The 26,406-nt window shown below is 64.2% G+C and carries 18 protein-coding genes; 12 read left to right on the top strand and 6 right to left on the bottom strand.

What is annotated here, in order from left to right:
- Positions 1-102 precede the first annotated feature (102 nt).
- The gene (locus ACH196_RS06230; protein WP_396645834.1) at positions 103-570 is read left to right on the top strand and encodes an Lrp/AsnC family transcriptional regulator; all 468 of its coding nucleotides are present in this window, start codon (positions 103-105) and stop codon (positions 568-570) included.
- A 210-nt stretch (positions 571-780) separates the two neighbouring features.
- Entirely contained in the window at positions 781-1,974 is a 1,194-nt protein-coding gene (locus ACH196_RS06225; RefSeq protein WP_396645999.1) for a succinylglutamate desuccinylase/aspartoacylase family protein, read from the top strand.
- Positions 1,975-2,082: 108 nt separating this feature from the next.
- Here the strand turns inward: ACH196_RS06225 and ACH196_RS06220 are convergent, their stop codons facing one another.
- A complete protein-coding gene (locus ACH196_RS06220; RefSeq protein ID WP_396645832.1) occupies positions 2,083-2,421 on the bottom strand; it encodes a TIGR01244 family sulfur transferase in 339 nt (112 codons plus the stop codon).
- 193 nt (positions 2,422-2,614) lie between these two features.
- On the opposite strand from ACH196_RS06220, the gene ACH196_RS06215 reads away from it, so the two are divergent.
- Positions 2,615-3,742, top strand: coding sequence for an NAD(P)/FAD-dependent oxidoreductase (locus ACH196_RS06215; protein ID WP_396645831.1), 1,128 nt, complete (start codon positions 2,615-2,617; stop codon positions 3,740-3,742).
- A gap of 26 nt (positions 3,743-3,768) precedes the next feature.
- Positions 3,769-4,113, top strand: a complete 345-nt coding sequence (locus ACH196_RS06210; protein ID WP_396645830.1) for a RidA family protein — start codon at positions 3,769-3,771, stop codon at positions 4,111-4,113.
- A 92-nt stretch (positions 4,114-4,205) separates the two neighbouring features.
- Here ACH196_RS06210 and hutC read toward each other — a convergent pair whose 3' ends face one another.
- Positions 4,206-4,946, bottom strand: coding sequence for a histidine utilization repressor (gene hutC, locus ACH196_RS06205; protein WP_396645998.1), 741 nt, complete (start codon positions 4,944-4,946; stop codon positions 4,206-4,208).
- Positions 4,947-4,960: 14 nt separating this feature from the next.
- Positions 4,961-6,316 carry a formimidoylglutamate deiminase gene (locus ACH196_RS06200; RefSeq protein ID WP_396645828.1) on the bottom strand — a complete coding sequence of 452 codons (1,356 nt, stop codon included), beginning with the start codon at positions 6,314-6,316 and terminating at the stop codon, positions 4,961-4,963.
- A gap of 166 nt (positions 6,317-6,482) precedes the next feature.
- On the opposite strand from ACH196_RS06200, the gene hutI reads away from it, so the two are divergent.
- The 8 genes from hutI to ACH196_RS06160 all read left to right on the top strand — a co-directional run bounded on the left by hutI (position 6,483) and on the right by ACH196_RS06160 (position 24,072).
- On the top strand, positions 6,483-7,718 hold the full coding sequence (gene hutI, locus ACH196_RS06195) for an imidazolonepropionase (protein WP_396645827.1): 1,236 nt from the start codon (positions 6,483-6,485) through the stop codon (positions 7,716-7,718).
- A complete protein-coding gene (hutH, locus tag ACH196_RS06190; protein WP_396645826.1) occupies positions 7,715-9,250 on the top strand; it encodes a histidine ammonia-lyase in 1,536 nt (511 codons plus the stop codon). Before hutI ends, hutH begins: the two co-directional genes overlap by 4 nt.
- The gene (gene hutG, locus ACH196_RS06185; protein ID WP_396645825.1) at positions 9,247-10,041 is read left to right on the top strand and encodes an N-formylglutamate deformylase; all 795 of its coding nucleotides are present in this window, start codon (positions 9,247-9,249) and stop codon (positions 10,039-10,041) included. The genes hutH and hutG overlap by 4 nt, the downstream gene beginning before the upstream one ends.
- Before the next feature lie 28 nt (positions 10,042-10,069).
- A complete protein-coding gene (gene hutU / locus ACH196_RS06180) occupies positions 10,070-11,740 on the top strand; it encodes a urocanate hydratase (RefSeq protein ID WP_396645823.1) in 1,671 nt (556 codons plus the stop codon).
- On the top strand, positions 11,737-12,324 hold the full coding sequence (locus ACH196_RS06175) for a HutD family protein (RefSeq protein WP_396645821.1): 588 nt from the start codon (positions 11,737-11,739) through the stop codon (positions 12,322-12,324). The genes hutU and ACH196_RS06175 overlap by 4 nt, the downstream gene beginning before the upstream one ends.
- A 265-nt stretch (positions 12,325-12,589) precedes the next feature.
- The gene (locus tag ACH196_RS06170; RefSeq protein ID WP_396645820.1) at positions 12,590-21,190 is read left to right on the top strand and encodes a GH36-type glycosyl hydrolase domain-containing protein; all 8,601 of its coding nucleotides are present in this window, start codon (positions 12,590-12,592) and stop codon (positions 21,188-21,190) included.
- Between the two features lie 220 nt (positions 21,191-21,410).
- A complete protein-coding gene (locus ACH196_RS06165) occupies positions 21,411-23,186 on the top strand; it encodes a glucan ABC transporter ATP-binding protein/ permease (protein WP_396645818.1) in 1,776 nt (591 codons plus the stop codon).
- Between the two features lie 88 nt (positions 23,187-23,274).
- Positions 23,275-24,072, top strand: a complete 798-nt coding sequence (locus tag ACH196_RS06160) for a heme ABC transporter permease (protein WP_396645817.1) — start codon at positions 23,275-23,277, stop codon at positions 24,070-24,072.
- A gap of 9 nt (positions 24,073-24,081) precedes the next feature.
- On the opposite strand, the gene ACH196_RS06155 is transcribed toward ACH196_RS06160, so the two are convergent.
- The 3 genes from ACH196_RS06155 to ACH196_RS06145 form a co-directional block, all read right to left on the bottom strand.
- The gene (locus ACH196_RS06155; RefSeq protein ID WP_349006819.1) at positions 24,082-24,318 is read right to left on the bottom strand and encodes an Lrp/AsnC ligand binding domain-containing protein; all 237 of its coding nucleotides are present in this window, start codon (positions 24,316-24,318) and stop codon (positions 24,082-24,084) included.
- Positions 24,319-24,347: 29 nt separating this feature from the next.
- Positions 24,348-25,169 (bottom strand): alpha/beta hydrolase, encoded by an 822-nt coding sequence (locus ACH196_RS06150; protein WP_396645815.1) that lies wholly within the window; start codon positions 25,167-25,169, stop codon positions 24,348-24,350.
- Between the two features lie 98 nt (positions 25,170-25,267).
- Positions 25,268-26,293 (bottom strand): aldo/keto reductase, encoded by a 1,026-nt coding sequence (locus ACH196_RS06145; protein ID WP_396645813.1) that lies wholly within the window; start codon positions 26,291-26,293, stop codon positions 25,268-25,270.
- Between the last annotated feature and the right edge of the window lie 113 nt (positions 26,294-26,406).

The raw sequence follows: 26,406 nt of genomic DNA, 5'->3' as shown, positions 1-26,406 counted from the left end.
GATCAACGCCGATCATAAGCCTTTCGATCCGCATTGTGCTTGCATTCGGAGGCGTTCGGTGGTGCCATGGTGCATGGATCATGCACGAAGTGACGCCGAACCATGCAAGACGAACGCATAGACCGCTTTGACCGCAAGATACTGGCGCTTCTGCAGGCGGACGCGCGGCTGACCAACAACGATCTGTCGGAACGCGTGAACCTGTCGCCGTCGCAATGTTCGCGGCGTCGGCAGCGGCTGGAGGAAGAGGGTTTCATCGCCGGCTATCGCGCGACGCTGGATCGTGAGCGGCTGGGCTTTTCGCTGGTCAGCGTGGTCTCGGTGACGCTCGCCACCCACAATCGCGACAATGCCCGCCGCTTCGCCGACCTGATCTCGCGCCTGCCGGAGGTGCAGGAGGCGCATGCGCTGACGGGGGAGATGGATTACTACCTGAAGGTGGTGACGCCCGACCTCAAGGCGCTGTCGCGTTTCGTCAACGAGGAACTGTTGCCGCACGATTCCGTGCAGCATGTGAAGACCGCGATCGTGCTGGAAACGCTGAAGGAAACCGGCGCGCTGCCTTTGTGAACCCGTCCCAAGGTGGGAATGGTTGACCGAGACGAGCAACCAACGCCATTTCCGGACTTTGCCGCAAAGGTCCTCGTATCGCCGACATTGCTGGCAGAATCTTGCTAGGCCATGAGCCCACTGGCAGTTGCAAGTCGGGTGGGGATTTTTATAGTCGGTCTGCGCGTCGTTGTTCGACCGCAGCTTTTCACATCGCAAAGGATTCCCGTCATGTCGGACAGACCTCAAGAAGGCCTCGGTCGCCGCGACTTCATGCTCGCATCGATTGCTGCGGTCGGCGCGTCGGCTGCCCTGGCGGTCAGTGCCGGCGCCGCGAATGCCCAGGAGGCGGCAAAACCCTCGGCCGATGCGCCTTCAGGAACCGTCTACACCGGCGATGTGATCGATGGAAAAAAGGTCGTCACCACGCTCGACGTCAACGACCTGGAACCCGGGCAGAAGCATCTTTTGTATTTTCAGGGTGTGCAGATGCCCACGGGGCACTACTGGTATGTGTCCGTGACAGTCGTCAAGGGGGCAAAGCCGGGCAAACGCGTCGTGCTGACCAGTGGCGTGCATGGCGACGAGATGAGTTCCATCCATACGGTCCAGACCGTGATGAACCAGCTCGATCCGGCTGATATGTCGGGCACGGTCATGGCAGTCACGGACATTGCACGCCCGGCCCTTGAAAGCATGCAGCGCAGATGGCCCAACCAGGGCAGGGGCATCGACCTGGTCGACATGAACCGGGTGTGGCCCGGCAACGAGAACGACGTCACCGCAGCCAGCCGGCACGCCGGGTTGCTGTTCAACCGGCTGCTGCGGCCGAACGCCGACTTCGCGATCGACTTCCATACCGGAACGACCGGCTTCGAGGTCGCCGCATTCAATATTGCCGAGATGAACGTGCCCGAGATCAAGGCGATGGCGGAGCTCTATCCCGTCGGCCAGATTTTCGACAACCCTACATATCCCAGTGTCCTCCACAACGCGTTTAACGCCGCGGGTATCCCGTCCTTTTGCCCGGAGATCGGGGCGGCCCGCCACCTGGACTTCGAGATGATCGCGCTGTTCGTGGAAGGCACGATGAACGTGCTCAAGCATCACGGCATCGTCGCCGGGCCGATGGGCCGCACGGGCAAGGACGTGACCGTCTTCGTCGGCAACAGTGCGTTCCCTATCCTGGCAACCGAGGGCGGGATCGTCGAGCATCTGGTCAAGCTCAACGACAAGGTCGAGGCCGGACAGAAGGTGGCCATCCAGCGCAACAGTTTTGGCGAAGTGGTCGCGGAATATACCAGTGGCGTGGCCGGAGAGGTGACGGGCCAGCGCAGCGACGTAATGTCCGAGCCTGGCAACCCGCTGGCATTCATCCTTTTCAACAGGCCGGCGCCGGAAGGCGTTGAGACTTATCCCGAGTGAACCAACGCCGGAGCGACCTTCGCGACGGGATCTGACTTAACGTCACAAACGTCGCGGCTGGAACAGTTTTTGCGGAATCTGTCGAAGCAGGCGAGACTCAGCGTGTGCCTACGCCTTCGTCTGCTTTGCCGCCATATAGATGTTGGTCGAGCGGGCGCCGGAGCGGCAATAGGCGAAGACCGGACCGGGAATCTCGTCCAGCGCCTCGACCATCTTCTGCACGTCGTCCTCAGTCATCTGGCCACTGACGAAGGGAATGTGGCGGAAGATGAGGTTGGCGGCCTCGGCGGCCACGGCGATGTCGGCAGCACTTGGCTGGCCGGGCTGCTCGTCGTCGGGCCGGTTGCAGATGATGCTGCGGTAGCCGGCTTCCTTGATGGTTTTGATGTCGTCGGCGGCGATCTGCGCGGAAACGGCGTAGTCGTCGGTAACTTGGCGGATGTCCATGGTCGAAACTCCGTGAATTTTTCTGCGGCTGTCATGCCACCGCGCGCGCCGCTCCGCAACCATCGTCCGGCGCGGCCAATCAGCCGGTTTATCGATCGGTCCAGAGGGGTCGGATGCTTGCATCGTCGGCAGCCCCTCGCTAGGTCGATTGCGGGGCCAAGGCGCGGTGTGTCCGCAAAAGTGGGAGCAGGCGATGGCTGACTTCATCGAGGCCGATATCGTCGTTATCGGCGCAGGCATCGCGGGCACTGGCGTGGCGGCCGACCTGGCGCGCGATTTCCGGGTGGTCATCGTCGAGCAGGAAGACCGGCCGGGCTATCATTCGACCGGGCGCTCCGCCGCCCTGTTCATCCAGAACTACGGCAATGCGGTCATCCGCGCGCTGACCCGCGCCAGCGCGCCGCTGTTCAACGGTGCCGACCGCGAGCTTTTTCCCCATCCGCTGCTTTCTCAGCGCGGTGTGCTGAATGTCGCCGACGCCGAGGCAGCCGGCGAACACGCCAAACTGGTCGTCGAAGCGGAAGGGTTGCGCGAACTGACGGCCGCCGAGGCGGTGGCGATGGTGCCGATCCTGCGGGAAGAAAATATCGTGGCCGCCTCCTACGAGGAGGACGCGCAGGACATCGACGTCGCCGCTCTGCACCAGGGCTGGCTGAAGGCGGCGAAAGCCGGCGGGGCGAAACTGGTCACCAGCAATCCGGTGCTTTCGGGTGAACGGTCGGACGGACGCTGGATTGTCGAGACGCGCGACCACCGAATCGCCGCGCCGATTGTCGTCAATGCCGCGGGCGCTTGGGCAGATCAAGTCGCGCGCTCCTTCGGTCTGGAACCGATCGGCCTGCAGCCCATGCGCCGGTCGATGGCCGTGCTGCCGGCGCCGGAAGGGTATGACAGCCGCCGCTGGCCGCTTCTCAACGACGCAGCCGAGCGCTGGTACGCAAAACCCGACGGCGGACGCCTGTTTGTTTCGCCGTCGGACCAGGATCCGGTCGAGCCGCATGACGCCTTTCCCGACGACATGGTGCTGGCGGAAGGTCTCTACCGCTTCGAGCAGGCGGTGACGATCCCGGTGACCCATGTCGAGCGCAGTTGGGCGGGGCTCAGAACCTTTGCGCCGGACCGCACGCCGGTTGCTGGGTTCGACCGGACGGCGGACGGTTTCTTCTGGCTGGCGGGGCAGGGCGGCTATGGAATCCAGACATCGCCCGGCTTGTCACGGCTGGCGGGAGCGTTGATAAGGCGCTCGACACTGCCGGCCGAGATGGAACAGATCGTGCCGGCGCTTTCGCTGAACAGGTTTCGCGTTTCACGTCCGGAATAGCCGGCAATTTCGAGGAAGGAATGACTATGAGCGTAAAGAGACTTGGTGTCGGTCCGCGCATGAGCGACATCGTCATTCATGGCAACACCGTCTATCTCGCCGGCCAGGTCGGCGCCCCGGGTGAAAGCGTGACCTCGCAGACCAAGGCGATCCTCGCCACCATCGACGGGCTGCTGGCGCAGGCCGGATCGGACAAGACGAAAATCCTGCAGGCGATCATCTGGCTGGCCGACATGTCGACCTTCCAGGAGATGAATGCCGTCTGGGACGCCTGGGTGCCGCAAGGCAACACGCCGGCCCGCGCCACCGGCGAGGCGAAACTTGCCGCTCCCGATTACAAGGTCGAGATCATCATCACGGCGGCGATTTGAGATAAGTGCTGGGGACAGTTTATTTTTTTCGGCCAGCGTGACTTCTGAACTGCCGCAGCTTTTCGGCCGAAAGAAGCAGACTGTCCCCACCGCTACCCATGTGACGGCGTGAAGCGGGCGACCAGCGTGTGACTGTCGCCGGCATAGGTGAAGCGTACATGCGTCACCGGTTGGTCGGCGCTCCAGGTCTGGCGCTCGACCACCAGTGACGGCGTTCCGGCATCTATGTCCAGCATCGGCGCGAGGCCAGCCTCCACGCCGGTGGCGCGGATACGGTGCTCGGCGACGCTCCACGGGATGCGGGCGACCAGCCACGGTCCGGGAGCAATGTTGGCAAAGGTCTCGTGCCCGGCATCCGGCACGGTTTTCAGGCTGATCACCCGATTCTCATGGCAGAACGGACGCAGGCCCGCGAAATGCAATGATATCAGCTCGATGATTTCGGATGGCTTGGTCAGCCCAAGCCGCTCGATATCGTCGGATGTACCGCGTCTTATGCACCGGGAGACCAGTTGATAGTGATAGGGCAGGCCGAGCGCCTGCACCTCGGTCTTGATGTCGTGGATCTCGAGGATCGCCGCTTGCGACTTTGGCCGGCGGACAAAACTGCCGGAACGCCGGCGCCGCTCGATCAGGCCTGCCTTGGCGAGTTGCGTCAGCGCCTTGTTGACGGTCATGCGCGAACAGCCATACGTGGCGGACAGCTCATATTCGTAGGGAATGCGATGTCCCGGCGCCCATTCGCCCGACAGAATACGATCGGAAATATCGGACAGGATGCGCTGGTGCAGCGACGGCGTGTCTTCCGCATGCGGCCGATCGGCAATCTCCAGCACCGCGAATCTCCTCATTGTACCGAGAGTACAATCATCGTCTTCCTGAAGCGTTCGGCAATTGCCTCATGGTGCAAATGCCGGCCCTCGGATACCAATTTGCGGCCGCCGGCCCAGACGCAATCGACATGCGCGCCGGCGGCGAAGATCCAGGCGTCGAGGATGGAGTCGCCGGATTTTCCCGCAAGCGACGGATGCGAGGCGTCGAGGGAGACGAGGCTGGCAGCATTGCCGACGGCGATGCCGGAAGGCCGTCCGCCGAGCGCCTGGTTGCCGCCGGCAAGCGCGGCATCGAGCAGCGCCCGGCCGTTCGAACCACCCGGCGCGGCGAGCACGTTGCGCTGGCGGTGGGCGAGCCGCTGCGAATATTCGAGCTGCCGCAACTCGTCGGTGACACCGATCAGCACGTTCGAATCCGAGCCGATGCCGAACCGGCCCCCCTGCGCGAGGAATGGGCGTGCCGAAAAGGTGCCGTCGCCGAGATTGGCCTCGGTGATCGGGCACAGGCCGGCCACCGCGCCGGATTTCGCCATGGCCCCGGTCTCTGCCTCGGTTATGTGGGTGGCGTGGATCAGGCACCAGTTTTCATCGACCGGCGCATTGGCGAGCAGCCATTCGACGGGCCGCGCGCCCGACCAGGCGATGCAGTCCTCGACCTCGCGCGTCTGCTCGGCCACATGGATGTGGATCGGGCCGTCTTTTCCTAGCTCGGCGACCGTCGCAAGTTCTTCGGGCGTCACGGCGCGCAGGCTGTGTGGGGCGACTCCTACCACAGCGTCGTCCATGCCCGAGACGATTTGCCGGCTCGCTTCAAGCAATCGCCTGAAGGAATCGATATCGTTGATGAATCGCCTCTGGCCCTCGTTCGGCGACAATCCGCCGAATCCCGAATGCGCGTAGAAGACCGGCAGCAGCGTCAGGCCGATGCCCGTCTCGGCCGCCGCCGCCGCGATGTGCTCCGCCATTTCGGCGACGTTTGCATAGGGCTGGCCGTCGCGGTCGTGGTGCAGATAGTGGAACTCGCCGACGCGGCCGAAACCGGCCTCCAGCATCTCCATGTAAAGCTGCGCGGCGACCGCCTCGACCTGATCCGGTGTCATGGTGAGCGCAAAGCGGTACATGACCTCGCGCCATGACCAAAAACTGTCGTCGCCGGGACCGCGCGTCTCCGCCAGCCCCGCCATGCCGCGCTGGAAGGCATGGCTGTGCAGGTTTGGCATTGCCGGGATGAGAATGGCGACGCGCTCGTCGGTGGGCGCAGGCTTGCTCTCGGCTTCCACACCGGTGATGGCCCCGCCGTCGAAGACGATACGGACGTCGGTCGCCCAACCGGACGGGAGGAGGGCTTGTGAGGCGAACAGACTGGTCATTGCATAGCGCTCCCGGATGCCGTCGGCAGAGTAACGTCGAGCGGCATCGTTTCTGGCTCCTTGCGACAAGATTTGCTGAATGCGAACATTTCCCCTCGCCAATCCGCTTGCATCCATCCTCATTATGTATATACATATTCGGGCCGACTTGAAATGGAAAAAGACGATGGGCGTCAGCAAAAGGCAAGCGACGGTGAATACGCGCATCTGGCGCAATGCCCGGTTGGCCACCATGTCGCCGGCGCTTCCCGGGCTGGGCGTCATCGAGCATGGCGCCATCGCGGCGGTTGACGGAAAGATCGTTTTCGCCGGAGCGGAAGCCGAGCTGCCGGCGAATGTGGCCGCCAATGCGGAGACGATCGACTGCGAGGGCCGCTGGATCACGCCCGGCCTGATCGACTGCCACACCCATCTGGTCCATGCGGGAAACCGCGCCAACGAATTCGAGATGCGGCTGGCCGGCGCCACCTATGAGGAAGTGGCGCGGGTGGGGGGGGGCGTCGTGTCGTCGGTGCGTGCGCTACGCGCCGCGAGCGAGGACGAACTTGTCCGCCAGACCTTGCCGCGCCTCGACGCGCTGATCGCGGAAGGCGTGACGACGGTCGAGGTCAAGTCCGGCTATGGGCTCGATCTCGCGAACGAGGCGAAATCGCTGCGCGCCGCGCGCCAGCTCGGCCGCGAACGGCTGGTGTCGGTCAAGACCAGTTTCCTCGGTGCGCACGCTTTGCCTCCGGAAGCCGCCGGCGACAAGGACGCGTTCATCGCCAAGGTCGCCGACGAAATCCTGCCGGCCATCGCGGCAGAACATCTTGCCGACGCCGTCGACGGTTTTTGCGAGGGCATCGCCTTCTCGACGGACCAGATTTCGCGCGTTTTCGATAAGACGAAGGCGCTGGGCATCCCGGTCAAATTGCATGCCGACCAGCTTTCCAATCTCGGCGGCGCCGCGCTTGCCGCACGATACGGCGCATTGTCGGCCGATCATCTTGAATACACCGACCAGGATGGCGCGGTCGCCATGGCCAAAGCCGGCACGGTCGCGGTGATCCTGCCCGGCGCTTATTATTTCATCCGCGAGACCAAGAAACCGCCGATTCAGCTTTTTCGCGACGCCGGCGTGGTTATGGCGGTGGCGACGGACTGCAATCCCGGCACCTCGCCGCTGACCTCGCTGCTTTTGACCATGAACATGGCGGCGACGCTGTTCGGCATAACGGTAGAAGAATGCCTGATCGGCGTCACCCGCAACGCGGCCACCGCACTTGGCCTGTCCAGCGAAACCGGCACGCTGGAACTCGGCAAATCGGCGGACCTGGCGATCTGGGACATCGAGCGCCCGGCCGAACTGGTCTACCGCATGGGTTTCAACCCGCTTCACGCGCGCGTCTGGAGAGGCGAATGAACCAGATTGTCCTGAAATCCGGCTCGGTTCGGCTGCAGGATTGGCAGGCCGTCCTCGACGGCGCCGTGCCGTCGCTCGACCCGGCCGGCCGGGAGCGCATCGCCGCGGGCGCGGCGGTGATCGCCGGCATCGTCGCCAAAGGCGATCCTGTCTACGGCATCAACACCGGCTTCGGAAAGCTCGCCAGCGTGCGCATCCCGGCAAACGACGTCGAGACGCTGCAGCGCAATCTGATCCTGTCGCATTGCTGCGGCGTCGGCGAACCGCTGGCGCCGGAGATAGTGCGGCTCATCATGGCGCTGAAGCTGAATTCGCTCGGGCGCGGCGCATCTGGGGTGCGGCCCGAAACGATCGCGCTGATCGAGGCGATGCTGGCGAAAAATATTGTGCCGGTCATCCCGGAAAAAGGCTCGGTCGGCGCTTCGGGCGACCTTGCCCCGCTGGCCCATATGACGGCGGCGATGATCGGCGTCGGCGACGTTTTTTACGAGGGCACGCGCATGCCGGCCGAGGCCGCGCTGCAAAGGGCCGGGCTGAAGCCGGTCGTGCTGGCGGCCAAGGAGGGGTTGGCGCTGATCAATGGCACCCAGGTTTCGACGGCACTGGCGCTGACCGGCCTGTTCCGCGCGCATCGCGCGGCGCGGGCTGCACTTATCACCGGGGCACTGTCGACCGATGCGGCGATGGGTTCATCCGCGCCGTTCCATGCCGAAATCCACGAACTGCGCGGGCACCGCGGCCAGATCGATACGGCCGCTGCCTTGCGGGCGCTCCTGAAGGGGTCCGAAATCCGCGATAGCCATCTCGAAGGCGACGAGCGCGTGCAGGACCCATACTGCATCCGCTGCCAGCCGCAGGTCGACGGCGCCTGTCTCGACCTGTTGCGTATGACCGCGCGGACGCTGGAGACCGAGGCCAACGCCGTCACCGACAACCCGCTGGTGCTCGGCGATGGGTCGGTGGTATCGGGCGGCAATTTCCATGCCGAGCCGGTGGCTTTCGCCGCCGACCAGATCGCCATCGCGGTCTGCGAGATCGGCGCGATCGCCCAGCGCCGCATCGCGCTCCTGGTCGATCCGGCGCTATCCTTTGGTCTGCCGGCCTTCCTGGCGAAGAAGCCGGGGCTGAACTCCGGATTGATGATCGCCGAGGTGACGTCTGCGGCTTTGATGAGCGAAAACAAGCAGATGTCGCATCCGGCTTCGGTGGATTCGACGCCGACCTCCGCCAACCAGGAAGACCACGTTTCCATGGCCTGCCACGGTGCGCGACGCCTGCTGCAGATGACGGAGAATCTCGCCGGCATCATCGGCATCGAGGCGATCACCGCCGCGCAGGGCGTGGATTTCCGCGCGCCGTTGAGGACCGGAACCGAGTTGCTCAAGGCGCATGCCGCGATCCGAGCGGCCGTGCCCGATCTGGAGGTAGACCGCTTCATGGCGGACGATCTGGCCGCGGGAGCGGAGTTGGTGCTGTCGGGCAGGCTCGATGCAAGCGTGAGCGCGGGGATACTGCCGGGGTTGGGAGCATGATTCCTGTCGAAGTCACACGTGGCTCGTCGCCGGTCATCCTCGGTTTTCCGCATGTCGGCACGCATGTGCCCGACGACATATGGGCGCGCTTGAACGACGAAGGCCAAAAGTTCCGCGATACGGACTGGCATGTCGACCGGCTCTATGACGGACTGCTGCCCGGCGCGACGATGGTGCGCGCCACGTTCCACCGCTACGTCATCGACGCCAACCGCGACCCGTCGGGGCAAAGCCTCTATCCGGGCCAGAACACCACTGGCCTCGTGCCGCTCACCGACTTCGATGACCAGCCGATCTGGCGGGAGGTGCCGACCGAGGCGGATGTCGCCGCGCGGCTAGAGGCCTTTCATCAGCCCTATCACGCCGCTCTCGCCGCCGAGATCGAGCGCGTGAAGGCGGAGCACGGCGTCGCCATCCTCTACGATTGCCATTCCATCCGTTCCGTATGCCCGTTCCTGTTCGACGGGAAGCTGCCGAACTTCAACATCGGCACCAACAATGGGTCAACCTGCGCTCCGGAGATCGAGGCGGCGGTGCGCGAAACCTGCGCGAAAGCAGAAGGTTACACGCATATCGTCAATGGCCGCTTCAAGGGCGGCTGGACGACGCGCCACTATGGGCAGCCCGCGAAGGGCGTCCACGCCATCCAGATGGAACTGACGCAGTCGACGCACCTTGCTGGCGAGTCTCTGCCGTTCGCCTATGACGAGGCGAAGGCGGAGCGGCTGCGCGTCCATCTCAAGGCAATCCTGACCGAACTCGAAACCATTGCCCGGCGGCTCGCCGCCTGAACATCGCCCGCCATCGAAGGAGCGCATCATGACCAACCCGCGCCACAACATCCGCGAAGTCCGCGCGCCGCGTGGCGAGAAGCTCAACGCGAAATATTGGACGACCGAAGCGCCGCTCCGGATGCTGATGAACAATCTCGATCCGGACGTCGCCGAGAACCCGAACGAACTGGTGGTCTATGGCGGCATCGGCCGCGCGGCGCGCACCTGGAACGACTTTGACCGCATCGTGGATTCGCTGAAGACGCTGGAGAACGACCAGACGCTGCTGGTGCAGTCGGGAAAGCCGGTCGGTGTCTTCCGCACCCATGCCGACGCGCCGCGCGTGCTGATCGCCAACTCCAATCTTGTGCCGCACTGGGCCGACTGGGCGCATTTCAACGAGCTCGATAGGAAGGGCCTGATGATGTACGGCCAGATGACGGCCGGTTCATGGATCTACATCGGCACGCAAGGTATCGTGCAAGGCACCTACGAAACCTTCGTCGAGGCCGGCCGCCAGCACTATGGCGGCAATCTCAAGGGTAAGTGGATACTGACCGCCGGTCTCGGCGGCATGGGCGGAGCGCAACCGCTGGCCGCCGTCATGGCCGGCGCCTCCTGCCTCGCCATCGAATGCAATCCCGACTCGATCGATTTCCGTCTGCGCACGCGATACGTCGACGAGCGTGCCGACACGCTGGACGAGGCGCTGTCGATGATCGACCGCTGGACCAAGGCCGGCGAGGCGAAGTCCGTTGGCCTGCTCGGCAACGCCGCCGACATCGTGCCGGAACTGCTGCGCCGCGGCGTGCGGCCGGACATGCTGACCGACCAGACGTCGGCGCATGATCCGCTGAACGGCTATCTGCCGAAAGGCTGGTCGCTGGCCGAATGGCGCGAGAAGCGCGTCAGCGATCCCAAGGCTGTGGAGCGCGCTGCCCGCGCGTCGATGCGCGAGCATGTCGAGGCGATGGTCGGCTTCTGGAACGCCGGCGTGCCGACGCTCGATTACGGCAACAACATTCGACAGGTGGCGAAGGACGAAGGATTCGAGAACGCCTTTGCGTTCCCGGGCTTCGTTCCGGCCTATATCCGTCCGCTGTTCTGCCGCGGCATCGGCCCGTTCCGCTGGGCGGCTCTGTCGGGAGATCCTGAGGATATCTACCGCACCGACGCCAGGGTGAAGGAGCTTACGCCCGGCAACACACATCTGCACAACTGGCTGGACATGGCGCGCAAGCGCATCTCGTTCCAGGGGCTGCCGGCGCGCATCTGCTGGGTCGGGCTAGGCGACCGCCACCGCCTGGGGCTTGCCTTCAACGAGATGGTGGCCAAAGGCGAGTTGAAGGCGCCGGTAGTCATCGGCCGCGACCATCTGGATTCCGGTTCGGTCGCCTCGCCCAACCGCGAGACCGAATCGATGAAGGATGGGTCAGACGCGGTGTCCGACTGGCCGCTACTCAACGCGCTGCTCAACACGGCCTCGGGCGCAACCTGGGTGTCGCTGCATCATGGCGGTGGCGTCGGCATGGGCTTTTCGCAGCATGCCGGCATGGTCATCGTCGCCGACGGCACTGAGGACGCGGCGCGCAGACTGGAGCGGGTGTTGTGGAACGACCCGGCGACCGGCGTCATGCGCCATGCCGATGCGGGCTACGACATCGCGCTTGACTGTGCTCGCGAACACCAGTTGAACCTGCCCGGCATCCTCGGGTGAGTGGGCTCACCGTCATCCGCGCCGCCGACCATCGCGTCATGCGCTGGAAGAACGGCGGCGGCACGACGGCGGAAATAGCGGTGTCGCCGCCGGGCGGCGGCCTCAACGATTTCGACTGGCGGCTGTCGATGGCTAACGTCGAAACGGACGGGCCGTTCTCGACGTTTCCGGGCATCGATCGGACTTTGTCGATCCTGGAAGGCGAGGGGATTCGGTTGCGGGTCGGAGCGAACGTACCGATCGAACTGACCAAATCGTCAGATCCTCATTTCTTTGCGGCTGACGTTTCCGCTTCGGCGGAACTGGTTGCCGGCCCCGTTCTCGACCTCAACGTCATGTCGCGGCGGGGCCGCGTCGCGCATGCCGTCCGCCGTCTGCATCTGGTGGAACCCGTGGAAATCGCGGCCGGCGGCCATGACGCGGCCATCTTTTGCGCCGAAGGGCGATTGCAAGTGGACACGGGTGATGGACAGACCGATCTCGCCCACCACGACACTGCGATCTGGTCGAATGGCCGGACCGAAGCAAGGCTCCGGCCCGATCCGTTCGCCCTGGTCTACACGGTCGAAATCCGGCGCGTCTGACCACGCGTCCGCGATATTTGGGACGCGCTTATTTTTATCACGAAAAAGCCAAAATCTCGCCGCTTTGCATCGCCGACCGGACGAGTTCGGCTGGTTTCGGCAGACTGCCGGAACGGTCGAGTTTCGAAAAACATTGTGTCGCGGCTGAATTTGAGGATCGGCTGGTGTTGCAATGCAACTTTTGCCATCTGAAGCGGTTATGCGTTGATTGCGGCTGCGGCATTCGCCGTGGCCTCCCTGTCTGTACCCTGGAATCTGTCGTTTCATGAATATTCAGGCTCGGCCCGAAGCCACCCAGACTGCGACCTTGCTGTTTCCTGCCGAAGCTGAGCAGCCCATCCGATCGACCTTCCTTCAGGAGGACCGTTTGCGGGCGCTGGGCGCAAGCCTTGCCCGCAACGAGATTGAGAGCCTCTACGGGTTGAAGGAATTCGACTTTCAGGCGCGGCACCGCGAGAACGCGGCCAAGATTCTGGAGACCTATCGCTCGACCAACGCCGCGCAGGCGCGGGGCGAGCCGATAACGCCTGCCGCGCAATGGCTGCTCGACAACAATTATCTGGTCGAGGAGACGATTTTCCAGATCAAGCGCGATCTGCCGCGACGCTTTTACAGGCAACTTCCGTCGATGAAGGTGCCGGGCGGCGGCGAGGTACCGCGCGCCCTGGCAGTTGCCTGGGCCTATGTGGCGCATTCCGACAGCGCCGTGTCGTCGCAGATGCTGAAGGCCCTGGTCGACGGCTACCAGAGCGTGGAGCCGTTCCGTATCGGCGAGTTGTGGGCGCTGCCGTCGCTGCTGCGCTTCGTGCTGGTCGAGAACCTTCGCCGCATCGCAGTCCGCGTCAAGCGGGCGCGCGAGATGCGGCACATCGCAAATGACGTCGCCGACCGGGTTCTGGCCTCCGGCGACGGCGAGGACCGGCGCAAGATCATGTCGGGCTACGCGGCGCATGCCCGCGACACCACCTTTGCGACGCAGCTTCTCTACCGCTTGCGCGACGGCTCCCACAATGCCGGTGAAGCGCTGATCTGGCTCGAGGAGGAACTGGAAAAGTCCGGATCGGACGCGGAAGAAATCACGCTCGGCGAGCATCATACGCTGTCCAGCGGCAACGTCACGGCTGGCAACATCATTCGAGGCCTGCGCCTCATCAACGATGTCGACTGGCCGGACTGGTTCGAGGGCGTCAGCCGCATCGACGAGCAGCTGCGCCAGCGTGGCGACTATGCCGCTCTCGATTTCGAATCGCGCAACCAGTATCGCGGCGAGATCGAGGAACTGGCCCGCCGCTCCAACCTGTCAGAGTTCGAGGTTGCCAAGCGGGCGACCGAGCTTGCCGGCATGTCGTCGCGGCCGGGCGATGTCCTGGACGATGAGGGCGCGCCGCAAGGCACGGATGTCGGCTTTTTCCTGGTCGGCGAGCGTCGTCCCGAACTGGAAAGGGCGATCGGCTACAAGCCCGGTTTCGGCCGCCGCCTGGTGCGGGCTTTCCGTTCCACCGGCTGGCTGGGCATCGCCGTGCCGGTCTTTATCCTGACCGTGGTGCTGCTTGTCGCGAGCGGCATGGCGCTGGAGGGCATCGGCCTGCCGGGTTGGGCGATCGCGCTGATGCTGATCCTGTTCGCGGTGCCGGCAAGCGACGGCGCGATGTCCTTCTTCAACACGGTCGTGCTGCTGTTCCTCGAACCCACCCGCTTGCCGGGCTACGAGTTCAAGGAGGGTATCCCGTCCCGGGCGCGCACGCTGGTCGTGGTGCCGTCGTTGATCAACTCGCGCGACGACGTTGAGGAAGCGGTACGCACGCTCGAAGTTCATCATCTCGCCAACATGAAAGGCGCGCTGCATTTCGCGCTGCTGTCGGACTGGCCGGACAGCGATACCGAGCAGAGCACCGCCGATCTGGAGATCCTCGAACACGCCCGGGAAGAGATCGCGCTGCTGAACGAGCGCTATCCCTCGGAGGGACTGCCGAAATTCTACATCCTGCATCGCCGCCGGCTCTTCAATGAGTCGGAAGGTTGCTGGATGGGATGGGAGCGCAAGCGCGGCAAGCTGCATGAGTTGAACATGCTGCTGCGTGGCGACGCCGACACCACCTTCCTGCCGACCGAGCAGCCGCTGCCGAACGACGTTGTCTACGTGATGACGCTCGACGCCGACACCAAGATGACGCGCGACGTGGTCACCGAACTGGTCGGCAAGCTGTCGCATCCGCTCAACCGCCCGGAGTTCGACGCGACGACCGGCAAGGTCACCCACGGCTATTCGATCCTGCAGCCGCGCGTCACCGCCTCGCTGACCACCGGCGACGAGGCCTCGTTCTTCCAGCGCGTCTTCTCGGCCAATCGCGGCCTCGACCCCTACGTCTTCACCGTCTCCGACCTCTATCAGGACGTTTTCGGGGAAGGCACCTTCACCGGCAAGGGGCTCTATCACGTCGACGCCTTCGAGGCGGCGCTGCGGGGGCGCATCCCCGAAAACACCGTGCTCAGCCACGATCTGCTTGAAGGCGCCTATAGCCGTTGCGCACTGGTTACCGACGTAGAGGTGGTGGAGGATTATCCGACCCGCTATTCGGTCGACGCCTCCCGGCACCATCGCTGGGCGCGGGGCGACTGGCAGCTCCTCAGCTTTATCATGGACCCGACCTCCGGCGTTCCGGCGCTGTCGCGCTGGAAGATGGTGGACAATCTCAGGCGCTCGATCACCCCGATCTTCTGGGTGATGGCGACGATCGCCGGCTGGGCTCTGCTGCCGTTCACGCAGGCCGCGCAATGGCAGGCTCTGCTGATCCTCAGCCTGTTCATGGCTCCGACATTCAACATCGTCGACGCCATCCTTCCGAAGAACACTGACGCGACGGCGCGCGGCCACTTCAACGCGCTGTTCCAGGATACCGTCTTTGGCACCGCCATGGTGGCGCTGAAGATCGTGCTGATGGCGCATTCGGCCTGGATGATGGGCGACGCGATCATCCGCACGCTCTACCGCCTGTTCGTCAGCCACAAGCACATGCTCGAGTGGCGCACCGCTTCGCAGGCACAGAAGTCCGGCGACAACTCGCTGACTTCCTACTATCGCATGATGTACGGCGCAGTGATCATCGCTGTCGTCGGACTGGTGATCCCGGTCATGGCCGACTCGACAGGGGCCTTTGTCGCCTTCTTCTTCGCCATCTTCTGGGCGGGATCGCCGGCCTTCGCCTGGCTGATCAGCCGCTCGGCCGAGACCGAGGACCGATTGCGCGTGTCGAAATCGGACCGCAAGGCGCTGCGGGTCGTCGCCCGCCGCACCTGGGCCTATTTCGAGGCGCATGTGACGGCCGAGCAGCATTTCCTGCCGCCCGACAATTTCCAGGAAACGCCGCTGCCGCTGGTGGCGCCGCGCACCTCGCCGACGAATATCGGCGTCTACCTGCTATCGACCGTCTCGGCGCGCGACTTCGGCTGGATCAGCCTGTCGGAGGCGGTCACCCGCATCGACCAGACGATGGCGACGATCGAAGGCATGGAGCGCTTCAAGGGCCACCTCTACAACTGGTACGAGACCAACACGCTGCGTCCGCTCTATCCGCTCTATATATCGGCGGTCGATAGCGGCAATCTGGCCGGCCACCTCGTCGCGGTCGCGGCCGCCTGCAACGAATGGGCGGAGGCGCCGTCGGTCCATCTGCAAGGCGAGTTCGACGGGCTTCTCGATACGGTGACCATCCTTGAGGAAAGCCTCGACGAACTGCCGGACGATCGCCGGCAACTGCGGCCGCTGCGCCAGCGCCTGCGCGACCGCATAGAAGGCGTGCGCCGCGCCGTCGAGACGATCAAGGGCCAGCCCGAGATGGCCTCGATCCGCACCATCAACCTGACGGTGCTGGCCGGCGAGATCCGCAAGCTCGCCGGCGCCATGCATGCCGAAGTGGGTTCGGAAAAGAGCGAGGTTCTCGCCGAATGGGCCGAGAAGCTGCTGGCGACCTGCGAGGCGCATGTCCATGACGCGCACAGCGACGACCGCGCGGTCGAGGCGCTACGTGCAAAACTGATCGAACTGCGCGACCGCACGCGCAAATTCGCTTTCGAGATGAATTTCTCGTTCCTGCTCAGGCAAGATCGCAAGCTGCTGTCGATCGGTTACCGCGTTGAGCAGCATCAGCTCGACGAGGCCTGTTACGACCTGCTTGCCTCGGAGGCCCGCCTCACCAGTCTGTTCGCCATCGCCAAGGGCGACATCCAGACCGACCACTGGTTCCGGCTTGGCAGGCCGATCGTCGAGATCGGCTTCCAGGGCGCACTTCTGTCCTGGTCGGGCTCGATGTTCGAATATCTGATGCCACCGCTGGCGATGAAGGAGCCGCAGGGCGGCATCCTCAACCAGACCAACAAGCTGATCGTCCACCGCCAGATCCAGTATGGCCGCCAGAAACGCGTGCCGTGGGGCATCTCGGAAGCCGCCTACAATGCGCGCGACCGCGAGATGACCTACCAGTACACCAATTTCGGCGTGCCTGGTCTCGGCCTGAAGCGCGGTCTCGCCCAGAACACGGTGATCGCCCCCTATGCGACGATCCTCGCGGCACAGTTCATGCCGCACGAGGCCATGCGCAACCTCGAACGGCTGAGGGCGGTCGGCGCGCTCGGCCGCTACGGGTTCCACGACGCCGTGGACTACACGCCGCAGCGCGTGCCCGAAGGCACCGACCACGCTGTCGTCTACAATTATTATGCTCACCATCAGGGCATGTCGATCGTGGCGGTCGCCAACGCCATCTTCGAAGGCCGGATGCGCGACCGTTTCCACAGCGATCCGGTCATCGAGGCTGCTGAACTCCTGCTCCAGGAGAAGGCGCCGCGCCATATCCCGGTGGCGACGGTGCGCACCGAGGCCGACGACGAGGTTGGCGTCGAGGAGGACGAGACCATGAACGACAGCCGCATGATCCTCAACCCGGCACATGCGCTGCGAGCCACCAACGTCATGTCCAATGGCCGCTATTCGGTCATGGTCACGGCTCTCGGCGCCGGCTACAGCCGATGGCAGGATTTTGCCGTCACCCGGTGGCGCGGCGATCCGTCGGAGGATCGCGACGGAACTTTCATCTTCCTACGAGACGTGGAAACCAGCGACTGGTGGTCGGCGACCGTCGAGCCGCGCCGCGCCGAGGGCGAGAAGGTCTATGCCCATTTCACCGACGATAAGGCGACCTTCGTCAAGACCGTCGGCACGCTGCGCTCGGAGGTCGAGTGCATCGTCGTTTCCGAAGGCAATGGCGAGGGGAGAAGGGTCAGCATCTACAATGAGGGCGACGTCGACCGGCATATCGAGGTGACGTCCTTCGCCGAGTTCGTGCTGGGGCCGGACGCCAACGACGTGGCGCACCCGCTGTTCTCGAAAATGTTCGTCGAGACCGAGATCGGGCGCGGCGGCAACGCAATCTTCGCGCGGCGTGGCAAGCGAGCGCCCGACGACCCCGAAATCGAGGCCGCGCATTTCGTCACCGATGCCTTCGGCATCGCCCGCGAGACCGAGGCCGAGACCGACCGGCGCGCCTTCATCGGCCGCGGGCGCAGCATCGCCGATCCTGCTGCCTTCGACGATGGCGCGACGCTCGGCGGAAGCGCAGGCTTCGTGCTCGATCCGGTGATGGCGCTGCGAAGGCGCGTACGCGTTCCGGCTAACAAGAAGGTGCAACTGACCTTCTGGACGGTGGTCGGCGCCAACCGCGGCGAGATCGACGCGGTTGTCGCCCTGCTCGACCATCCCGAAAGCTTTGCGCGCCAGGCCATGCTGTCGTGGACGCGTTCGCAGGTGCAGACCCGCCACATGGGCCTCAGCCTCGCCGATGCTGCCAACGTCCAGCGGCTGGCACGCTACCTGATCTATCCCGACCCCTTTATGCGCACTGCGCCAGAGACGATTGCGTCAGGCCTCGGCAAGCAGTCGGCGCTGTGGCCGATGGCGATCTCCGGCGATTTTCCGATCTTCACGGTGCGCATCGGCGATGTCGCCGACCTCGAGATCGTCGCGCAGGCGCTTCGCTATCAGGAATACATGCGGGCGAGGGGGCTGGTCGCCGATCTGGTGATCCTCAACGAGCAGGCGGCGTCCTACGTGCAGGATTTGCAGCAGGCGATCGAATCGCTCTGCGAGAACAGCCGGGCACGCGGCAGCGAACTTGGTCCCCGCCAGCACATCTTTGCCGTCAGGCGCGACCTCATGGACGAGGACTCCTATCGGACGCTGCTGGCGGTGGCACGCATCGTGCTGCACACCCGCAACGGCACCGTCTTCGACCAGGTCGAGCGCGCCGAGGCGGAGGCGCTCGCCGCACGCGACGCGCTGCGGGTCGTGGCCGATACGAGTGGGGCGGCTACGGCGACGCCGGCTACAGCGGTGGCGGATATCCGCCCGGTCGCGCGGCTCGCCGAACGGCGCAACATCGCCGCAGACGGATCGGGACTGGAACTGTGGAACGGCTTTGGCGGCTTCGCCGACGGCGGACGCAACTATGTCGTGCGGCTGGCCGGCACGCGCTCGACGCCGCAGCCGTGGATCAACGTCATCGCCAATGCATCCTTCGGCTTCCACACCTCTGCCGAAGGCGCGTCCTTCACCTGGAGCCGCAACAGCCGCGACTTCCAGTTGACGCCATGGTCCAACGATCCGGTGTCGAACCGCCCGGGCGAGGCGTTCTACGTCTACGACCACGCCAGCCGTAAACTTTATTCGCCTTTCGCTGCCGTCGCGCGCGATCCGGCGGTTACCTACGAGGCTCGCCACGGGCAGGGCGTCAGCACCTTCCTCGCCACGCGTGGAACGGTGTCGCTCGAACTGACGCAGATCGTCGATCCGAAGGATTCGGTGAAACTCGCCCGGCTCAAGCTGCGAAACACCGGTTCGCTGGCGGCAAGATTCACGGTCTATGCCTATGCCGAATGGGTGCTTGGCAACAACCGGGCGCTCTCGGCGCCGAACATCGTGCCGTCGCTCGATGCCGAGACCGGCGCGCTGCTCGCCCGCAACCCGTATAGCCTGGATTTCTCTGATCGCGTTGCCTTTCTGGCGTCCGACGACAAGGCGGACTCACTGACGACGGACCGTGGCGAATTCCTCGGGCCGGAAGGCTCGGTCGAATGGCCGGTGACCGCCATGGCGGGACAGACGCTCTCGGGCAAGGTCGAGGCGGGCGTCGATCCCTGCGCGGCGATGGCCCGCGACATCGAAATCGCACCGGGCTCGGAAGTGACGCTGCTGTGGCTGATGGGCGATGCCGGCTCGGCTCAGGAAGCCACGGCCCTGGTCGTCCGCCACCGCGCGAAGGATTTTGACGAGCGCCTTGCCGAGAACAAGGCGGCATGGCGCGGCTTCCTGGATACTCTGCAGGTCGAGACGCCCGACAAGGCGCTCGACGCCATGGTCAACAACTGGCTTCCCTACCAGAGCCTTGCCTGCCGCATCCGCGCGCGCTCGGCCTTCTACCAGGCGAGCGGCGCCTTTGGCTTCCGCGACCAGCTTCAGGACACGCTGGCGTTTATGCTACATGACCCGGATCTGGCGCATGAGCAGATCCTGAATGCCGCCGCCCGTCAGTTCACGGAGGGCGACGTGCAGCATTGGTGGCTGCCACGCAGCGGCGCGGGCGTCCGCACCATGATTTCGGACGATGTCGTCTGGCTGGCCTATGCAACCGCGCATTTCATCGATGTGACGGGCGACCGGACTATCCTCGACACGAAGATCCCGTTCATTTCGGGGCCTGCCCTTAAGGAAGGGGAGCATGACGCCTTCTTCACCCCGGAACCGACCCGCGAAACGGCGACGCTCTATGAGCATTGCGCCCGCGCGCTCGACCTCGCCATCGCCCGGTCGGCGCCGAGCGGCCTGCCGCTGATCCTCGGCGGCGACTGGAACGACGGCATGAACGGCGTCGGTGCGCATGGCAAGGGCGAGAGCGTCTGGCTGGGCTGGTTCCTGCTGAAGGCGCTCGGCGACTTCGCGCCGATCGCGCGCGCACGCAAGGACGAGGCGCATGCCACGAAATGGGAGGCCCACGAAAAGGCGCTGAAGAAAGCGCTGGAACATTCCGCCTGGGATGGCGCGTGGTATCGCCGCGGCAGCTACGACGACGGCTCACCGCTCGGATCGCACAAATCCGACGAATGCCAGATCGATTCGATCGCCCAATCCTGGAGTGTGCTCGCGGGTGGCGATCCGAAGCGGTCCGCACAGGCGATGGAGTCGGCCTTCGAACGGCTGGTCGATCCGGAACTCGACATCGTCAAGCTCTTCACCCCCGCCTTCTCGAAGACGAAGAAGGAACCCGGCTACATAAAGAACTATCCGCCGGGCGTTCGCGAAAATGGCGGCCAGTACACCCACGCCTCGACCTGGTTTGTCATCGCTCTGGCCAAAATGGGGCGGACCGACGATGCGTGGCGCTGCTTCCGCATGCTCAATCCGGTGAACCACGCGGCCGATGAAAGCGCCGCCGAGCGCTACCGCGTCGAGCCCTATGTGGTCGCGGCCGACATCTATTCGAGCGACGACAAGGGTGGCCGTGGCGGCTGGACCTGGTATACCGGCTCGGCCGGATGGCTCTATCGCGCTGCCGTCGAGGGCATCCTCGGCATCACCCGCAAGGGCAGCGAAGTTATTGTCAATCCTGCGATTCCCGGCGACTGGAAAGGCTATTCCGCAACCCTTGTCCTTGACGGCGAAAGCTATCGTATCCGCGTCTCACGCGAGGAGGGTGCGAAAGCGGCGACAGTCGAAGTAAACGGCAAGAAATTGAAGGACGGAAGCTTTCGGATAGCCGGCGCCAAGACAGGCGCCCGCCGCTCGAATGTCATACCGCTTCGAGGCACGGGAAGCTGAGTTCACAAATTGGGTACCGTTCGCCATGATTTCGCCGCACCGGTGCCTTTTTTCCTTAAAACTCAAACCGTTACCTGATCACGAAAAGTTGCAGACCGTTACGATCTTTTGTTCGAAACCGGGGAACCCGGTGTGTAGGAGGGCATTGAAGTGCGGGGCCGCAGTCGATACGTCTTGTGGATTGCTGCAACGCACAATGTTTTAGGTATGAGGTATTCGCGTGACTTTGTTTGAAGTCTACTGGCGGGCGCTCCGTTACCTCGCAGCGGAAAGACACAAGGTCGCTCTGATCTGCGCGGCGAATGTCGGGCTTGGCATCGTCACCATTGCCGAGCCGGTGCTGTTCGGCCAGATCATCGATGCGATCGCCGACAAGGACGACCTGATCGATTCGCTGGCTCTGTGGGCCGGCCTGGGCGCCTTCAACATCGTCGCCTTCGTTCTTGTCGCCCGTGGCGCGGACCGGCTTGCGCATGCGCGCCGCGTTTCGGTGCTGTGCGAATCCTTCGAGCGCGTGATCTCCATGCCGCTGTCGTGGCATCAGAAGCGCGGCACCTCCAATGCCCTTCATACCTTGCTGCGCGCGGTCGAGACGCTGTTCAGCCTGTGGCTGGAATTCATGCGCACCCATCTTTCGACGGCGGTGGCGCTGCTGTTGCTCATCCCGACCGCCATGTCGATGGATCTGCGCATGTCGGGCGTGTTGCTCATGCTCGGCGCGCTCTACCTTGTCATCGGCCGCCTCGTCATGCGCAAGACCAAGGACGGGCAGGCTCGCGTCGAGGGCCATTTCCACGAAGTCGTCTCGCATGTGACCGACACGGTCAGCAACGTCTCGGTGCTCCAGAGCTACAACCGTGTCTCGCAGGAGACCGAGGCGCTGCGCATGTATACCCGCCGCCTGCTCGACGCTCAGTTCCCCGTGCTTGACTGGTGGGCGCTGGCCAGCGCCATGCACCGTCTCGCCTCGACCATCTCGATGATGGTCGTGCTTCTGATCGGCGCGCTCCTGGTGCAGAGCGGGCAGTTGCGCATCGGCGACATCGTTGCCTTCACCGGCTTCGCAACGCTGCTGATCAGCCGCCTCGACCAGATCTCGGCCTTCGCCAACCAGATTTTCGAGGCTCGCGCCAAGCTCGAGGCGTTCTATGACCTCGAGGAGGCAGCAACCCTCGCCGCTGAACCGGAGGGGCTTGCCGAACTCCCGAATGTCGACGGGCATGTGCGCTTCGAGGATGTCAGCTTCTGCTTCCCCGACACGGGTGAAGGCGTCGAGGACGTGTCGTTCGACGTGAAGGCCGGCCAGACGGTGGCGATCGTCGGCCCGACCGGCGCCGGGAAGACGACGCTGATCAATCTGCTGCAGCGCGTCCACACGCCGAAGGAAGGCCGCATCCTGATCGACGGCACCGACATACGCACGGTAACCAAGCATTCGCTGCGCCAGTCGATCGCCGCGGTGTTCCAGGACGCCGGGCTGTTCAATCGCTCGATCGAGGACAATATCCGCATCGGCCGCGAAAGCGCGCACAACGTCGAGATCCATGCCGCCGCCCAGGCCGCGGCCGCGCAGGAATTCATCCTCGCCAAGAGTGAAGGCTACGACACGCGTGTCGGCGAACGTGGCGGCCAGCTTTCCGGTGGCGAGCGCCAGCGCGTAGCGATCGCCCGCGCCATCCTCAAGAACGCGCCGATCCTCGTGCTCGACGAGGCGACCAGCGCGTTGGACGTCGAGACCGAAGCCCGCGTCAAGGACGCCATCGATGCGCTGCGCAAGGGCCGCACGACCTTCATCATCGCTCACCGCCTGACGACCGTCCGCGATGCCGACCTGGTGATCTTCATGGACAAGGGCCGGGTGATCGAGATGGGCGGCTTTGCCGAACTGTCGGCGACCAACGGCCGCTTTGCCGCGCTGCTGCGCGCCGGCGGCCTGCTCAACGACGAGGAGGTCCGTCGCCTGAGCCGCATCTCTGTGAAGGACGAGGCCGCCTGAGCCGGCAACCGGTTCGGCTCGTTCCGACGAAACTGCTTCGACCTTTCGCCGCGTTGCGGCGGTGGGCGGCGCGGTTTATGTAGGTCCCATGAGCGAGACCCCCACACGCAACCAGACGATTGCCCGGACCGGACGATGGGCGGACCTCGCCAATCCCACCCGCTTCCTGGCGCTCGCCGATCGCCTCCTGCCGTGGTTCGCCGCCGTCTCGGCGATCGTCCTGGCGGTCGGCCTCTACCTCTCCTTCACCGCGCCAGAAGACTACCAGCAGGGCATCACGGTGCGGATCATGTATATCCACGTGCCGTTCGCCTGGCTGGCCATGATGTGCTACACGCTGATGGCGATCTCGGCGCTGGGCACGCTGGTCTGGCGTCATCCTCTGGCTGACGTCGCGCTCAAGTCGGCGGCGCCGATAGGTGCGATTTTCACGGCGCTGGCGCTGGTCACCGGCTCGATCTGGGGCAAGCCGATGTGGGGCACCTGGTGGGTTTGGGACGCCCGGCTGACCTCGGTCTTCGTGCTTTTCCTGATGTATCTCGGCATCATCTCGCTGACCCGGGCGCTCGACGACCCCACGCGTTCGGCCCGCGCCGCCGCGATCATCACGCTGGTCGGCTTCATCAACATCCCGATCATCAAATTTTCGGTCGAATGGTGGAACACGCTGCACCAGCCGGCATCGGTGCTGCGCCTCGACGGCCCGACCATCCACCCGAGCCTGTTGTGGCCGCTGCTGGTCATGGCGGTCGGCTTCACCGTGTTGTTCTTCACGCTGCATCTGATGGCGATGCGCAACGAAATCCACCGCCGCCGCGTCGCCGCCATGCGCCAGATCGCGGCACGGCGCGCCGAGCGCGGGGCTGCCGTCAGGACGGCCTCGTAGGCGGTCCGTTCAGAATGCGGTAAAAGTCAGCGTCGTCAGAGAACGGACGATGCCCGGCACATTGGCGATGTTTTCGTTGATGAATTTGCCGATGTCGACCTCGTCCTCGAGATAGATCTTCATCAGCAGGTCGTATTCGCCGCTGGTCGAATAGAGCTCCGATACGACCTCGCGCTCATAGAGCGCGCCGGCGACCTCGTAGGTCTTGCCGGGTGTGCATTGAAGCTGGACGAAGACGGCTCGCATGGAAACTCCGGAGGGCTATCCGGCCCTTCTTACAGGGCAAGCAGCGATCGGACCAGAGCGTGGTTGCGATCGGCCAACCCTTCGATGACGCTGAAATGATGTTTTGCCGGCTCGACGACGATATCCACCTTGGCATTGCCACCCCAGGCATCCTGCATCAAGCGGGTCTGACGCAGGAATTCCGGGCGCTCGTCCGCTCCGACCCAGAAGGTGATCTCCGTTCCGGGGAGAGGTTGCAGCAGTGACGTGCTTTCGCGCTCTGCCTCCGCTGCGTCGAGTTTCAGCGTCTCGACCATCTTGGTGTTCATCAGCGGCCGCAAATCGTGGACGCCCGAAATCGACACGGTTTTTCGCAGCCGTGACAACAGGTTGGGCGCCAGCGGCGATGTGGCCGAAACCATGCGCGAGACCAGATGGCCGCCCGCCGAATGGCCGGTCAAATGGATCGGCCCGTCGATCTCGCCGGCGGCCACCGCGATTGCATCACCGATTTGCGCGGTGATGTCGCTGATCCGCGCCTTCGGGCAAAGCACGTAGGAAGGGACGGCTACCGCGTAGCCTTGTTCCACCGCGCCTTTCGCCAGATGCGAAAAAGTCTTGCCGTCGAACAGCATCCAGTAACCGCCATGGACGATAACGGCCAGCCCCTTGGGTTTGCCCTCCGGCAGGAACAGGTCGAGCCGGTTGCGCGGATGCGGGCCGTAGGCGATGTCGGCGTGCATCCGGCCTGACTGCTCAAGCTCGTCGCGGAACACTTTCGCATCCACCGGCCATTGGTCGACGATGATGTTCGCATCCTTGATGTAGGCGCGGTTGGCGTAGGCGTCGTCCCAATCGGTAATCTGTTGCATCTTCGGCGTTCGGTCCCTGACATTTCCCGCGGCGAACATGCCGCCGCTACGCTGTCATTGCAACGCAGCGCGGCCACAAATGAAAGACGTCCCCGGCGTCAACCGGCGGTCGGCGCGTCCTGCCGCAGCAGCCCCTCTGACTTGAGGTCCTCCCAAAGTTCGGGGGGGATTTGGACATCGAGTATCGTGCGGTTGCCTTCGACCTCAGCCACCCACTGGCCGCCAGGAATGAGAGAAACCACCGACGGATGAGCGAGTGGGAACTGAAGCGCGGCTTCGATGAGCTTGACCCCATGGCGCTTGCAGACCGCCTCGATGCGGTTGACGCGGTCGAGGATATCCTGAGGCGCCGCGTCGTAATTGTAGTAGGCGCCGGGCTTGGCTCCCGTCGCGAGGATGCCGGAATTATACGGGCCGCCGAGCACGATGCCGATGCCGCGCTTTTCGCAGAGCGGCAGGAAGCTGTCGAGCGCTTCCTGTTCAAGCAGCGTATAGCGCCCGGCGAGGAGAAAAAGATCGAAGTCGCCGCGTTCGGCGAGCGTCTGGGCGACCTGCCATTCATTGATGCCGCCGCCGATCGCCTTGATGACGCCCTGGTCGCGCAGCGAGATCAGAGCGCTGTAGCCGGAGCGCATGAACTCGTCGATACGCGCGTCCGACGCCTCCTTGCTGCCGTGGGTAAAGATGTCGAGGTCATGCGCGAACAATATGTCGACGCGGTCGACACCGAGCCGCTCCAGCGAGAATTCGATGGAGCGCATGACGCCGTCAAAACTGTAGTCGTAGACCTCGCGGCGCGACGGCGTGTCGAAGAATTTGCCGATGCCGGTGCGCTCTTCCGGTTTCGACACGCGCATGAGGCGGCCGACCTTGGTCGACAGCACATAATCGTCGCGGCGCTTGCCGCGCAGGAAACGGTTGAGGCGGGTTTCGGAGAGGCCGAGCCCGTAGAGCGGCGCGGTGTCGTAATAGCGGACGCCGGTTTCCCAGGCTTTTTCCAGCACGGCATTCGCATCGTCCTCCGAGATGGCACGGAAAAGATTGCCGAGCGGCGCGGTGCCGAAGCCGAGTTCCGTGAAATTCAGACCGCCATTGCCGATCCGGTCGAAATGCCGAACTTTCATAAGACGTTTCCTCTGCGAATTCGGCGCGGACACTAGCAACTGTCTGGTACGACCAAAAGTCCGTGGAAGCGTTGGACAGGCATTTTTCCGGTTGCTAATCATGCGCCGGAAAC

The sequence above is a fragment of the Mesorhizobium sp. IMUNJ 23232 genome (assembly GCF_044326205.1).
GTDB lineage: Bacteria > Pseudomonadota > Alphaproteobacteria > Rhizobiales > Rhizobiaceae > Kumtagia.
Note: the sequence above shows the minus strand (reverse complement) of the source record. Positions and strands in the feature narration are given on the sequence as shown.